Here is a 12,758-nt window from a genome sequence, read left to right as displayed (position 1 = left end):
GAGAATCATGAAGTACATATTTGACATCGTGCATGGCCTCTACACCCAGCTTCGCAGCCTGGTGATGATCTTCGGCCACGCCTTCCGCAAGCGCGACACGTTGCAGTACCCGGAAGAAGCCGTGTACCTGCCGCCGCGCTACCGTGGGCGTATCGTCCTGACCCGCGACCCCGACGGTGAAGAGCGTTGTGTAGCGTGCAACCTGTGTGCCGTGGCGTGCCCGGTCGGTTGCATCTCGCTGCAGAAAGCTGAAACCGAAGACGGTCGCTGGTACCCGGACTTCTTCCGCATCAACTTCTCGCGCTGCATTTTTTGCGGCCTCTGCGAGGAAGCCTGCCCGACCACCGCGATCCAGCTGACGCCGGATTTCGAAATGGCCGAGTTCAAACGTCAGGACCTGGTGTACGAGAAAGAAGATCTGCTGATCTCCGGCCCCGGCAAAAACCCTGATTACAACTTCTATCGTGTTGCAGGTATGGCGATTGCCGGGAAGCCGAAAGGCTCCGCGCAGAATGAAGCCGAACCGATCAACGTGAAGAGCTTGCTGCCTTAAGGAAGAAAGATGGAATTCGCTTTCTATTTCGCATCGGGTATCGCTGTGGTGTCCACGCTTCGCGTGATCACCAACACCAACCCTGTGCACGCCCTGCTCTACCTGATCATTTCGCTGATCGCCGTGGCGATGACGTTCTTCGCCCTCGGCGCGCCGTTTGCCGGTGTCCTGGAAGTGATCGCCTACGCTGGCGCCATCATGGTGCTGTTCGTGTTCGTGGTGATGATGCTCAACCTGGGCCCGGCCTCGGTTCAGCAAGAGCGCGCCTGGCTCAAGCCCGGTATCTGGGGCGGCCCGGTCCTGCTCGCCGCCCTGCTGCTGGTTGAACTGCTGTACGTGCTGTTCTCCCACCAGACCGGTGAAGCCGTCGGCCACACCACCGTAGACGCCAAGGCCGTGGGCATCAGCCTGTTCGGTCCTTACCTGCTGGTGGTCGAACTCGCCTCGATGCTGCTGCTCGCCGCAGCCGTCACGGCGTTCCACTTGGGCCGCAACGAAGCCAAGGAGCAATGACGATGCCTGCTATCCCTATGGAGCATGGTCTGGCGGTCGCCGGCATCCTGTTCTGCCTCGGTCTGGTCGGCCTGATGGTCCGCCGCAACATTTTGTTTGTGTTGATGAGTCTTGAAGTGATGATGAACGCCTCTGCACTGGCCTTCATCGTTGCCGGCAGCCGTTGGGCGCAGCCGGATGGACAGATCATGTTCATCCTGGTGATCAGCCTGGCAGCCGCCGAGGCCAGCATCGGCCTGGCGATCCTGTTGCAACTGTATCGCCGCTTCCACACGCTCGATATCGACGCTGCCAGTGAGATGCGCGGATGAACCTACTCTTTCTGACTTTCGTATTCCCTCTCATTGGTTTCCTGCTGCTGTCGTTCTCCCGTGGACGCATCTCGGAAAACCTGGCCGCACTGATCGGCGTGGGTTCCATCGGTCTGTCGGCGATCGTCACCGCCTACGTGATCTGGCAATTCAACGTCGCCCCGCCGGAAGGCGGCCACTACACCCAGGTGTTGTGGCAGTGGATGGCGGTGGAAGGCTTCACGCCGAACTTCGCGCTGTATCTGGACGGCCTGTCCGTGACCATGCTCGGCGTGGTCGTCGGCGTCGGCTTCCTGATCCACCTGTTCGCGTCCTGGTACATGCGTGGTGAAGACGGCTACTCGCGTTTCTTCGCGTACACCAACCTGTTTATCGCCAGCATGCTGTTCCTGGTCCTGGGCGATAACCTGTTGTTCCTGTACTTCGGCTGGGAAGGCGTGGGCCTGTGCTCGTACCTGTTGATCGGTTTCTACTACAGCAACCGCAACAACGGTAACGCGGCACTCAAGGCCTTCATCGTGACCCGTATCGGTGACGTGTTCATGGCCATCGGCCTGTTCATTCTGTTTGCCCAACTGGGCACGCTGAACGTCCAGGAACTGCTGGTGCTGGCTCCGCAGAAATTCCAGGCCGGCGACTTCTGGATGGTCATGGCCACCCTGATGCTGCTGGGTGGCGCTGTCGGTAAATCCGCGCAACTGCCACTGCAAACCTGGCTGGCGGATGCAATGGCCGGTCCTACCCCGGTTTCGGCACTGATCCACGCCGCAACCATGGTGACCGCAGGCGTCTACCTGATCGCCCGTACCCACGGCCTGTTCACCCTGGCGCCGGAAATCCTGCACCTGGTGGGCCTGGTTGGCGGTGTGACCCTGGTGCTGGCCGGTTTCGCCGCACTGGTCCAGACCGACATCAAGCGTATCCTCGCCTACTCGACCATGAGCCAGATCGGCTACATGTTCCTGGCCCTGGGCGTTGGTGCCTGGGATGGCGCGATCTTCCACCTGATGACCCACGCCTTCTTCAAGGCCCTGCTGTTCCTTGCTTCCGGTGCGGTGATCGTTGCCTGCCACCACGAGCAGAACATCTTCAAGATGGGCGGTCTGTGGAAGAAACTGCCACTGGCCTACGCCAGCTTCATCGTCGGCGGCGCGGCCCTCGCGGCCTTGCCACTGGTCACCGCAGGCTTCTACTCCAAGGACGAAATCCTCTGGGAAGCGTTCGCCAGCGGCAACAACGGTCTGCTCTACGCAGGTCTGGTCGGCGCGTTCATGACCTCGCTGTACACCTTCCGCCTGATCTTCATCGCGTTCCACGGTGAAGCGAAGACCGAAGCCCACGCCGGTCACGGTATCGCCCACTGGCTGCCACTGTCGGTGCTGATCGTATTGTCCACCGCCATCGGCGCGATGATCGTTCCACCGCTGCACGGCGTACTGCCGGAGAGCGTCGGCCATGCCGGCGGCGAAGCCAAGCACAGCCTGGAAATCGCTTCGGGCGCCATCGCCCTGGCCGGTATCCTGCTGGCAGCCTTGCTGTTCCTCGGCAAGCGTCGCTTCGTCACCGCCGTCGCCAACAGCGGCATCGGCCGTTTCCTCTCGGCCTGGTGGTTCGCTGCCTGGGGCTTCGACTGGATCTACGACAAACTGTTCGTCAAGCCGTACCTGGCGATCAGCCACATCCTGCGCAAAGACCCGCTCGACCAGACCATCGGTCTGATCCCGCGCATGGCCAAAGGCGGTCACACCGCCCTGAGCCGTACCGAGACCGGTCAACTGCGTTGGTACGCCGCCTCGATGGCTGCTGGTGCCGTGCTGGTCATTGGCGCCGTCGTGCTGGTAGCGGTCTGATATGAACCTTGCGAATTTGCGAAAGGAAACGAACCCGTCATGATTCTGCCTTGGCTAATCCTGATCCCCTTCATCGGCGGCCTGCTGTGCTGGATGGGTGAGCGCTTCGGCGCCACCCTCCCCCGCTGGATTGCGCTGATCACCATGTCCCTGTTGCTCTCCCTCGGCCTCTGGCTGTGGGCCAACGGTGATTATTCATTTGCCCCGGCGCCTGGCGCCGACCCGACCTGGGCGCTTGAGTTCAAGCACGTCTGGATCGAGCGCTTCGGCATCAACGTGCACCTGGCCCTCGACGGCCTGTCGCTGTTGATGATCATGCTGACCGGTCTGCTGGGTGTGCTCTCGGTACTCTGCTCGTGGAAAGAGATCCAGCGTCACGTGGGCTTCTTCCACCTGAACCTGATGTGGATCCTGGGCGGTGTCGTCGGCGTGTTCCTCGCCCTCGACCTGTTCATGTTCTTCTTCTTCTGGGAAATGATGCTGGTGCCGATGTACTTCCTCATCGCGCTCTGGGGTCACAGTTCTTCGGACGGCAAGAAAACCCGGATCTACGCGGCGACCAAGTTCTTCATCTTCACTCAGGCTTCCGGCCTGATCATGTTGGTGGCGATCCTGGGCCTGGTACTGGTCAACTTCAACGAAACCGGCGTGATTACCTTCAACTACGCCGATCTGTTGAAGACCAAGATGTCGATGACCACCGAGTACATCCTGATGCTCGGCTTCTTCATCGCCTTCGCGGTCAAGCTGCCGGTCGTACCGTTCCACTCCTGGTTGCCTGACGCTCACGCCCAGGCACCGACCGCTGGTTCCGTCGACCTCGCCGGTATCTTGCTGAAGACTGCGGCCTACGGCCTGCTGCGTTTCGCCCTGCCGCTGTTCCCGAATGCCTCGGCCGAGTTCGCGCCGATCGCCATGACCCTGGGTCTTATCGGGATCTTCTACGGTGCGTTCCTGGCGTTCGCGCAAACCGACATCAAGCGTCTGATTGCCTTCTCGTCCGTTTCCCACATGGGCTTCGTACTGATCGGCATCTACTCTGGCAGCCAACTGGCGCTGCAAGGCGCGGTGATGCAGATGCTGGCGCACGGTCTGTCGGCCGCGGCACTGTTTATCCTGAGTGGCCAGCTGTACGAACGCACCCACACCCGCGACATGCGTGAAATGGGTGGCCTGTGGTCGAAGATCGCTTACCTGCCGGCGCTCAGCCTGTTCTTCGCAGCCGCGTCGCTGGGCTTGCCGGGTACCGGTAACTTCGTCGGTGAGTTCCTGATCCTGATCGGCACCTTCCCTGCTGCGCCGTTGGTCACCATCATCGCGACGTCCGGCCTGGTGTTCGGTTCGGTCTACTCGCTGATCATGATCCACCGTGCATACTTCGGCCCGGCCAAATCGGACGCGGTGCTGCATGGCATGGACGGTCGCGAACTGATCATGGTGGTCGGTCTGGCTGCACTGCTGATCTACATCGGCGTGTATCCACAACCGTTCCTCGATACCTCTGCCGCGACGATGCATGGCGTGCAGCAGTGGCTCGGCACCGCCTTCACTCAACTCGCTTCGGCCCGGTAAGAGCGCTATGGAATTCACGACTCAACACTTTATCGCGCTAGCGCCGCTGTTGATTACCAGCCTCACCATTATCGTGGTGATGCTGGCAATCGCCTGGCGCCGCAACCACTCGCAGACCTTCCTGATTTCAGTGGCGGGCCTGAACCTGGCGTTGCTGTCGATCCTGCCAGCCTTGAAGGTCGCGCCATTGGCTGTGACCCCTCTGCTGCAAATCGATAGCTTCGCTTGCCTGTACATGGCGCTGATCCTGGTCGCCACCCTCGCCTGTGTCACCCTCGCCCACGCCTACCTCGGCGATGGCGGCACGGGTTACCCGGGCAACCGTGAAGAACTGTACCTGCTGATCCTGATGGCCGCCGCCGGTGGCCTGGTTCTGGTCAGCGCACAGCACCTGGCCGGGTTGTTCATCGGTCTGGAACTGCTGTCGGTGCCGGTCTACGGTCTGGTGGCCTACGCCTTCTTCAACAAGCGCTCGCTGGAAGCCGGTATCAAGTACATGGTGCTGTCGGCTGCAGGCTCCGCCTTCCTGTTGTTCGGTATGGCGCTGCTCTACGCAGACTCGGGTTCCCTGAGCTTCGTGGGTATCGGTCAGGCGCTGGCGGCCACTGGGCTGCCAAGCTCGCTGGCTCAGCTGGGCCTGGGCATGATGCTGATCGGCCTGGCGTTCAAGCTGTCGCTGGTACCGTTCCACCTCTGGACTCCAGACGTTTACGAAGGTGCTCCGGCGCCGGTTGCAGCGTTCCTCGCGACCGCTTCCAAGGTTGCCGTGTTCGCCGTGATGGTGCGTCTGTTCCAGATCTCGCCAGCGGCCAGCAGCGGCGTGCTGAGCGACGTGCTGACCATCATCGCCATCGCGTCGATCCTGTTCGGTAACCTGCTGGCCCTGACCCAGAGCAACCTCAAGCGTCTGCTGGGTTACTCGTCCATCGCCCACTTCGGTTACCTGCTGATCGCCCTGGTGGCGAGCAAGGGCCTGGCCGTGGAAGCCATCGGCGTGTACCTGGTCACCTACGTGATCACCAGCCTCGGCGCCTTCGGCGTGATCACCCTGATGTCTTCGCCGTACAAAGGCCGTGACGCAGACGCCCTGTACGAATACCGCGGCCTGTTCTGGCGCCGTCCGTACCTGACCGCCGTACTGACCGTGATGATGCTGTCCCTGGCCGGCATCCCGCTGACCGCGGGCTTCATCGGCAAGTTCTACATCATCGCCACCGGTGTCGAATCGCATCAATGGTGGCTGGTTGGCTCGCTGGTACTGGGCAGCGCCATCGGCGTGTTCTACTACCTGCGCGTCATGGTCACCCTGTACCTGATCGAACCGAACCTGCGTCGCGTCGATGCGCAACTGCACTGGGAACAGAAGGCAGGCGGCGTGATGCTGCTGGCCATCGCCCTGGTCGCGTTCTTCCTCGGCGTCTACCCACAACCGCTGCTGAACCTGGTTCAACAGTCGGGCCTGGTGGGTTGATCGCTTAGGCGACATTCGGCAGTAAACGGAAACGGCACCTTCGGGTGCCGTTTTTGCGTTTGAGAGATTCGTGTTCGGCCAAAGCAATCGGTTGTCAGGGCTGGCCTCATCGCGAGCAGGCTCGCTCCCACAGTGGCCCAGGGCGCTCGCCGATTTTGTGTACGACACAAAACCTGTGGGAGCGAGCTTGCTCGCGATGACGGTGGAACAGACACCAACAAAAACGGCACCTTCCGGTGCCGTTTGCCTTTCACAGTCCAGACACTTTACTTACGCGCATCCGCCCACGATTTCAGCAGCTCGTTGTAGCTCACGGTTTCGCCTTTTGGTTTCTCGTTCTCCAGTTTCGGCTTCGGTGCACCCGGCTGGTCGAACCAGTATTGCGCATCGCGCTCTGGGTTCATTTTCGGCGCGCAGGTGGCTTGTGCCTTGGAGCGTTCCAGACGGGACATGATCGCGTCCTGATCCTTGGCCAGGCCGTCGAGTGCCTGTTGCGGGGTTTTCTCGCCGCTGGCGGCTTCGGCGATGTGGCTCCACCACAGTTGCGCCAGGCGTGGATAGTCCGGCACGTTGGTCCCGGTCGGGGTCCATTGCACGCGAGCCGGGCTGCGGTAGAACTCCACCAGGCCACCGAGCTTCGGTGCCAGGTCGGTCATGGCTTGCGAGTTGATGTCCGACTCGCGGATCGGCGTCAGGCCGACGATGGTTTTCTTCAGCGACACGGTTTTCGAAGTCACGAACTGTGCATAGAGCCAGGCTGCGAGTTTCTGCTTCTCAGGGGTGGACTTCATGAAGGTCCAGGAACCCACGTCCTGATAGCCCAGTTTCATCCCCTCCTCCCAGTACGGCCCACGTGGCGACGGCGCCATGCGCCATTTCGGCGTGCCGTCGGCGTTCATCACCGCAAGACCCGGTTTGGTCATGTCGGCGGTGAAGGCGGTGTACCAGAAGATCTGCTGGGCGATGGCGCCTTGGGACGGTACGGGACCCGATTCGGAGAAGGTCATGCCCGCCGCTTCCGGTGGCGCGTACTTCTTCAGCCAGTCGACGTACTTGGTGGTCGCGAACACCGCCGCCGGCCCGTTGGTGTCGCCGCCGCGGGTCACGCTGGAACCCACTGGATGGCAGTCCTCGACGCGAATGCCCCACTCGTCCACCGGCAAGCCGTTGGGGATGCCCTTGTCGCCGCCGCCGGCCATGGAGAACCAGGCGTCGGTGAAGCGCCAGCCCAGGGAAGGGTCTTTCTTGCCGTAGTCCATGTGCCCGTAGACACGTTTGCCATCGATTTCCTTGACGTCCTCGCTGAAGAACTTGGCAATGTCCTCATAGGCTGACCAGTTCACCGGCACGCCCAGCTCATAGCCGTATTTTTCCTTGAACTTGGCCTTGAGGTCCGCGCGCTCGAACCAGTCGGCGCGGAACCAGTACAGGTTGGCGAACTGCTGGTCAGGCAACTGGTAGATCTTGCCGTCCGGCGCGGTGGTGAAGGAGATGCCGATGAAGTCCTTGAGGTCGAGAGTCGGCGAGGTGAAGTCCTTGCCCTCGTTGGCCATCAGGTCGGTGATCGATTCAGTCTTGCCGTAGCGGAAGTGCGTGCCGATCAGGTCCGAGTCGTTGACCCAGCCGTCATAGATGCTCTTGTCCGACTGCATCACGGTCTGCAGCTTTTCCACCACGTCGCCTTCCTGCAGCAGGTCGTGGGTCAGTTTGATCCCGGTGATCTCGGTGAAGGCCTTGGCCAGCACCTTGGACTCATACTCGTGGGTGGCGATGGTTTCCGACACCACCTTGATGTTCATCCCGCGAAACGGCTCCGCCGCCTTGATGAACCATTTCAACTCTTCCAACTGCTGATCGGCCGTCAGGGTGGACGGTTTGAATTCACTGCCGATCCATTTCTTCGCGGCATCTTCGTAGGCATCGGCCCAGGCCGAAGCGCTCAAACCGCTGAGTGCCAGCATGGCTGCCAGTGAAATGCTATGTCGCAGCTTATTGTTTTTGTCGAACATAGAGACCTCCTTTTAGGGTTTCGGAGCAACATTGCCGAGCGATTCGACTAGCCCCAACGCATCACAGCCAACAGCCACACCAGGGACAACGCGAACGCCACCCAGATGCTCCAGTCGGTGACGCCGATTACCAGCAAGTGCAGGTAGGCGCTACCGAGAAGACCGATGAACAAGCGATCGCCACGGGTGGTGGCAATCGGCAAAAAACCACGCCGAAGGATGCTCGGCGAACGCAACTCCCAAGTGGTCATGACCACCAGGATCAGGGCAATCACACTGAAGAATGCCGCCGTGGGGACGGTCCAGCTCATCCATTCCATCATCAGTTCCTCATACCCGGCCCAGGGCAAAGCCCTTGGCCACGTGGTTGCGAACAAACCAGATCACCAGCATGCCCGGCAGGATGGTCAACACCCCCGCCGCCGCCAGCACGCCCCAGTCGATGCCCGAGGCCGAAACCGTACGGGTCATCACCGCGGCGATCGGCTTGGCATTCACCGAAGTCAGTGTTCGTGCCAGCAGCAGTTCGACCCAGGAAAACATGAAGCAGAAAAACGCCGTCACCCCGATGCCGGAGCCGATCAAGGGGATGAAGATCTTCACGAAGAACTTGGGGAAACTGTAGCCGTCGATGTAGGCCGTTTCGTCGATTTCCTTGGGCACGCCGGACATGAAGCCTTCGAGAATCCACACTGCCAGCGGCACGTTGAACAAGCAGTGAGCCAGGGCCACGGCGATGTGGGTGTCGAACAGCCCGATCGAGGAATACAGCTGGAAGAACGGCAGCAGGAACACCGCCGGTGGCGCCATGCGGTTGGTCAGCAGCCAGAAGAACAGGTGCTTGTCGCCCAGGAAGCGATAGCGCGAGAAGGCATAGGCCGCCGGCAGCGCCACGGTCAGGGAAATGATCGTGTTCAGGCTCACGTAGTACGCCGAGTTGATATAGCCGGTGTACCAGCTTGGGTCGGTGAAGATCACCTTGTAGTTGGCCAGGGTGAAATCCTGTGGGAAAAGCGTCAGGCCGCCGAGGATTTCGGTGTTGCTCTTGAAGGACATGTTCAGCAGCCAATAGATCGGCACCAGCAGGAACAGGATGTAGAGCAGCAACGGGATAAGTTTTCTTTTGCTCATGGCGCAGGCCTCAACGGTTGGCGTCAGAGTGAGTCATGGCGGTGTAGAACAGCCAGGACACCAACAGGATGATCAGGAAGTACACCAGCGAGAATGCCGCTGCCGGCCCCAGGTCGAATTGCCCTACGGCCATCTGGGTCAAGGTCTGGCTGAGGAAGGTCGTGGCATTGCCCGGACCACCGCCCGTGAGCACGAACGGCTCGGTGTAGATCATGAAGCTGTCCATGAAGCGCAACATCACTGCGATCAGCAGCACACTCTTGAGCTTGGGCAGCTGGATATGCCGGAACACCGCCCAGGCCGAAGCACGGTCGATGCGCGCCGCCTGGTAATACACATCCGGAATCGCCCGCAACCCGGAGAAGCACAACAGCGCCACCAGCGAGGTCCAGTGCCAGACGTCCATGATCAGCACGGTGACCCAGGCGTCCATGGTGTTCGCCGCATAGTTGTAGTTGATGCCCATGGCCTTGAGGCTCGCCCCCAGCAGACCGATGTCGGCGCGGCCGAAGATCTGCCAGATGGTGCCGACCACGTTCCACGGGATCAGCAGCGGGATAGCCAGGACGATCAACACCACCGAAGACCAGCGCCCCTTGGTCGGCATGGTCAGGGCGATGGCGATGCCCAGGGGAATTTCGATCAGCAGCACACAGGCCGAATAGATGAACTGGCGCAGCAACGAGTCATGCAGGCGCGGATCGAGCAGCACCTGCTTGTACCAATCGGCGCCGACAAAATAGCGGCTGGACTGGTCGAAGATGTCCTGCACCGAATAGTTGACCACGGTCATCATCGGGATCACCGCACTGAACGCCACCAGCAGGAACACCGGCAACACCAGCCACCAGGCCTTGTTGTTCTGCACCTTGTTCATGGCTGCACCTCGGTATTGGCCTGGGCTTCCAGGAGGAATTCGTCGGCGTAGACCATCAGCCACTGCGCCGGGAAACTGATGTAGGCCGTGCCTTGCGGCACCGGTTTGTCTTCGGCCAGGCGCACCTTCAGGGTGGCGCCATCGAGGTTGAGGGTCATGATCTTGTAGGTGCCCAGGTCTTCGACGTGTACGACCTGTGCCCGCAGCGCGTCATCAAAGGCTTCATCCCACACATGGATGAACTCCGGACGAATGCCGACCTTCAGGGTTTTCCATCCGGACTCGGCGATACGCTGTTGCATGGCCTCGGACAGCGGCAGATGGGTCGAGGCGAACCCGACACCCCCCGGTTGCGGCTGCACCTCGATCAGGTTCATCCCCGGGCTGCCGATGAAGTAGCCGACAAAGGTGTGGCTCGGCCGCTCGAACAACTCCCTTGGCGTGCCGAACTGCACGATTTGCCCGCCGTACATCACCGCAATCTTGTCGGCGAAAGTCGAGGCCTCCAGCTGATCGTGGGTGACGTAGACCATGGTTATGTTGAACTGTTCGTGAATCTGCTTGAGCTTGCGCCGCAGCTTCCACTTCAGGTGCGGGTCGATCACCGTCAGCGGCTCGTCGAACAGGATCGCCGAGACGTCGTCACGCACCAGCCCACGGCCCATGGAGACTTTCTGCTTTTCATCGGCGGTGAGGTTGCGCGCCTTTTTGCTCAGCAGGTTCTGCAGGTCGAGTACTTCGGCGATTTCCTGCACCTTGGTATGGATTCTTGCCTCCGCCATGCCCTGGTTGCGCAGCGGGAAGGCCAGGTTGTCGAACACCGTCATGGTGTCGTAGACCACCGGAAACTGGAAAACCTGGGCGATGTTGCGCTTCTCCGGGGTCAGGTCGTTGACCGCTTTGCCGTCGAACAACACATGGCCCTGGGACGGGCTGAGCAGCCCGGAAATGATGTTGAGCAAGGTCGACTTGCCGCAACCCGATGGCCCCAGCAACGCATAGGCGCCACCCTGCTCCCAGATGTGGTCCATCTCGCGGATCGCGTAGTCCTCAGGTCCCGCCGGGGTCTTGGTGTAGCTGTGGGCGAGGTTCTGCAATCGGATTTCGGCCATCAGGCAACCCTCGCGACACGCCGGCCCGGCGCCTGGACCAGCCGCCCCTGCGTATCGAACACAAACAGTTTATGGGTCGGGATGTAGATGCGGATCGGCGCATCGACGTCGTATTCGTGAACACCCGGCAAGTGCAGTACCAGCAGGAAATGCTCGTTGCGCACATGCAGGAAGGTTTCCGAGCCGCTGATTTCGGCGACCTCGACGGTCACCGCCAGTTCGAGGTCATCGTCATTGCTCGGCACCAGCGAGATATGGCTGGGTCGCACGCCGAAACGGAATTCGCCCTCGCCCACCGGGCGCAAGTCGACGTTCAGCGGAAAGTGCACGAAGTTGGCGAAACTCACTTCATTGCCGGCGATGCGCCCCGGCATCAGGTTGATCGGCGGCTCGGAGAACAGCTCGGCCGCCAACACCGTTTGCGGCTGGTGATAGACCGCTGAAGACTGCCCGCTCTGGATCACCCGGCCTTCGTGAAGAATGGTCGTGGTGCCGCCCAGGGCCAGGGCTTCGTTGGGTTCGGTGGTGGCGTAGATAGCGATGGTGTGACGCGCCTTGAACAGCTCGCGCATTTCCTGGCGCAGCTCTTCGCGCAACTTGTAGTCGAGGTTGACCAGCGGCTCGTCGAACAGGATCAGTTCGGCATCCTTGACCAGCGCCCGGGCCATGGCCGTGCGTTGTTGCTGGCCACCGGAAAGCTCCAGCGGATAGCGTTTGAGAAACTTCTCGATGCGCAGCATCTTCGCGGTTTCCAGCACCTTGCTCTGGATCATCTCGCTGGATACACCGGCCTGACGCAACGGCGAGGCGATGTTCTCGAACACCGTCATGGTCGGGTAGTTGATGAACTGCTGATAAACCATCGACACGTTGCGCAGGCGCACCGGGCGTTGGGTGACGTCGACGCCGTTCATCAGGATGCGCCCGCTGTCGGGCTTGTCCAGACCGGCCATCAGGCGCATCAGGCTGGTTTTGCCGGACAGGGTGCGCCCCAGCAAAACGTTGAAGGAACCGGGTTCGAAACTCAGGTTGGCATCGTCGATCCAGGTCTGGCCCTCGACGGTGCGGCTGACGTGCTCCAGGGTGAGTGACATGGCTCGGCCTTTTTATTATTGGAGTCAAGCGACCGGAGCGATAAAGCGACATTCGTGCCAAAAATCTCAAGCCGTTGATTCAGCTTGAAATCCCTGAAGATGAAGGCAAAAACGCGTTCGTTGCTGAACACAAATGAACAATCGGAAATGAACAATTGAACAGTTCACCCATTGACAGTGAACAATAGTGAACAACACTCTAGACACCGTTCATGCACCTGTAGGAGCCGGCTTGCTGGCGATGGCGTCATCGAAATCGCCATCG

The 12,758-nt window shown here is 60.6% G+C and carries 12 protein-coding genes; 6 read left to right on the top strand and 6 right to left on the bottom strand.

Annotation, left to right across the window (positions count from 1 at the left end; all coding sequences use genetic code 11):
* Positions 1-7 precede the first annotated feature (7 nt).
* The 6 genes from nuoI to nuoN are packed head-to-tail and all read left to right on the top strand — an operon-like array spanning position 8 to position 6,270.
* Positions 8-553 carry an NADH-quinone oxidoreductase subunit NuoI gene (gene nuoI, locus EI969_RS24290; RefSeq protein WP_178120804.1) on the top strand — a complete coding sequence of 182 codons (546 nt, stop codon included), beginning with the start codon at positions 8-10 and terminating at the stop codon, positions 551-553.
* A 9-nt stretch (positions 554-562) separates the two neighbouring features.
* The gene (gene nuoJ, locus EI969_RS24285; RefSeq protein ID WP_160390007.1) at positions 563-1,066 is read left to right on the top strand and encodes an NADH-quinone oxidoreductase subunit J; all 504 of its coding nucleotides are present in this window, start codon (positions 563-565) and stop codon (positions 1,064-1,066) included.
* A gap of 2 nt (positions 1,067-1,068) precedes the next feature.
* A complete protein-coding gene (gene nuoK, locus EI969_RS24280; RefSeq protein WP_007946416.1) occupies positions 1,069-1,377 on the top strand; it encodes an NADH-quinone oxidoreductase subunit NuoK in 309 nt (102 codons plus the stop codon).
* Complete coding sequence (gene nuoL / locus EI969_RS24275; protein ID WP_160390006.1) at positions 1,374-3,227, top strand: NADH-quinone oxidoreductase subunit L; 1,854 nt, start codon at positions 1,374-1,376, stop codon at positions 3,225-3,227. Before nuoK ends, nuoL begins: the two co-directional genes overlap by 4 nt.
* A gap of 39 nt (positions 3,228-3,266) precedes the next feature.
* Positions 3,267-4,799: an NADH-quinone oxidoreductase subunit M gene (nuoM, locus tag EI969_RS24270; protein WP_160390005.1), complete on the top strand. Its 1,533-nt coding sequence runs from the start codon at positions 3,267-3,269 to the stop codon at positions 4,797-4,799.
* A 7-nt stretch (positions 4,800-4,806) separates the two neighbouring features.
* Positions 4,807-6,270 carry an NADH-quinone oxidoreductase subunit NuoN gene (nuoN, locus tag EI969_RS24265; protein WP_160390004.1) on the top strand — a complete coding sequence of 488 codons (1,464 nt, stop codon included), beginning with the start codon at positions 4,807-4,809 and terminating at the stop codon, positions 6,268-6,270.
* 266 nt (positions 6,271-6,536) lie between these two features.
* Here the strand turns inward: nuoN and EI969_RS24260 are convergent, their stop codons facing one another.
* Genes EI969_RS24260 through EI969_RS24235 form a run of 6 tightly spaced genes read right to left on the bottom strand, consistent with a single transcriptional unit; the run spans position 6,537 to position 12,493 of the window.
* The gene (locus EI969_RS24260) at positions 6,537-8,279 is read right to left on the bottom strand and encodes an ABC transporter substrate-binding protein (RefSeq protein WP_160390003.1); all 1,743 of its coding nucleotides are present in this window, start codon (positions 8,277-8,279) and stop codon (positions 6,537-6,539) included.
* A 47-nt stretch (positions 8,280-8,326) separates the two neighbouring features.
* Positions 8,327-8,599: a DUF2160 domain-containing protein gene (locus EI969_RS24255; RefSeq protein ID WP_103395750.1), complete on the bottom strand. Its 273-nt coding sequence runs from the start codon at positions 8,597-8,599 to the stop codon at positions 8,327-8,329.
* 10 nt (positions 8,600-8,609) lie between these two features.
* Positions 8,610-9,410 carry a carbohydrate ABC transporter permease gene (locus EI969_RS24250; protein ID WP_110662253.1) on the bottom strand — a complete coding sequence of 267 codons (801 nt, stop codon included), beginning with the start codon at positions 9,408-9,410 and terminating at the stop codon, positions 8,610-8,612.
* Between the two features lie 10 nt (positions 9,411-9,420).
* Positions 9,421-10,287 carry a carbohydrate ABC transporter permease gene (locus EI969_RS24245; protein ID WP_103395468.1) on the bottom strand — a complete coding sequence of 289 codons (867 nt, stop codon included), beginning with the start codon at positions 10,285-10,287 and terminating at the stop codon, positions 9,421-9,423.
* Positions 10,284-11,399, bottom strand: coding sequence for an ABC transporter ATP-binding protein (locus tag EI969_RS24240; protein ID WP_160390002.1), 1,116 nt, complete (start codon positions 11,397-11,399; stop codon positions 10,284-10,286). Before EI969_RS24240 ends, EI969_RS24245 begins: the two co-directional genes overlap by 4 nt.
* The gene (locus EI969_RS24235) at positions 11,399-12,493 is read right to left on the bottom strand and encodes an ABC transporter ATP-binding protein (RefSeq protein ID WP_160390001.1); all 1,095 of its coding nucleotides are present in this window, start codon (positions 12,491-12,493) and stop codon (positions 11,399-11,401) included. The genes EI969_RS24240 and EI969_RS24235 overlap by 1 nt, the downstream gene beginning before the upstream one ends.
* Between the last annotated feature and the right edge of the window lie 265 nt (positions 12,494-12,758).

This window comes from Pseudomonas sp. PB101 (assembly GCF_009764265.1).
In the GTDB taxonomy this organism is placed as follows: Bacteria; Pseudomonadota; Gammaproteobacteria; order Pseudomonadales; family Pseudomonadaceae; genus Aquipseudomonas.
Note: the sequence above shows the minus strand (reverse complement) of the source record. Positions and strands in the feature narration are given on the sequence as shown.

Coding starts and splice junctions, on each gene's coding strand:
- nuoI (WP_178120804.1), top strand. CDS start 8: ATGAAGTACATATTTGACATCGTGCATGGCCTCTACACCCAGCTTCGC.
- nuoJ (WP_160390007.1), top strand. CDS start 563: ATGGAATTCGCTTTCTATTTCGCATCGGGTATCGCTGTGGTGTCCACG.
- nuoK (WP_007946416.1), top strand. CDS start 1,069: ATGCCTGCTATCCCTATGGAGCATGGTCTGGCGGTCGCCGGCATCCTG.
- nuoL (WP_160390006.1), top strand. CDS start 1,374: ATGAACCTACTCTTTCTGACTTTCGTATTCCCTCTCATTGGTTTCCTG.
- nuoM (WP_160390005.1), top strand. CDS start 3,267: ATGATTCTGCCTTGGCTAATCCTGATCCCCTTCATCGGCGGCCTGCTG.
- nuoN (WP_160390004.1), top strand. CDS start 4,807: ATGGAATTCACGACTCAACACTTTATCGCGCTAGCGCCGCTGTTGATT.
- EI969_RS24260 (WP_160390003.1), bottom strand. CDS start 8,279: ATGTTCGACAAAAACAATAAGCTGCGACATAGCATTTCACTGGCAGCC.
- EI969_RS24255 (WP_103395750.1), bottom strand. CDS start 8,599: ATGGAATGGATGAGCTGGACCGTCCCCACGGCGGCATTCTTCAGTGTG.
- EI969_RS24250 (WP_110662253.1), bottom strand. CDS start 9,410: ATGAGCAAAAGAAAACTTATCCCGTTGCTGCTCTACATCCTGTTCCTG.
- EI969_RS24245 (WP_103395468.1), bottom strand. CDS start 10,287: ATGAACAAGGTGCAGAACAACAAGGCCTGGTGGCTGGTGTTGCCGGTG.
- EI969_RS24240 (WP_160390002.1), bottom strand. CDS start 11,399: ATGGCCGAAATCCGATTGCAGAACCTCGCCCACAGCTACACCAAGACC.
- EI969_RS24235 (WP_160390001.1), bottom strand. CDS start 12,493: ATGTCACTCACCCTGGAGCACGTCAGCCGCACCGTCGAGGGCCAGACC.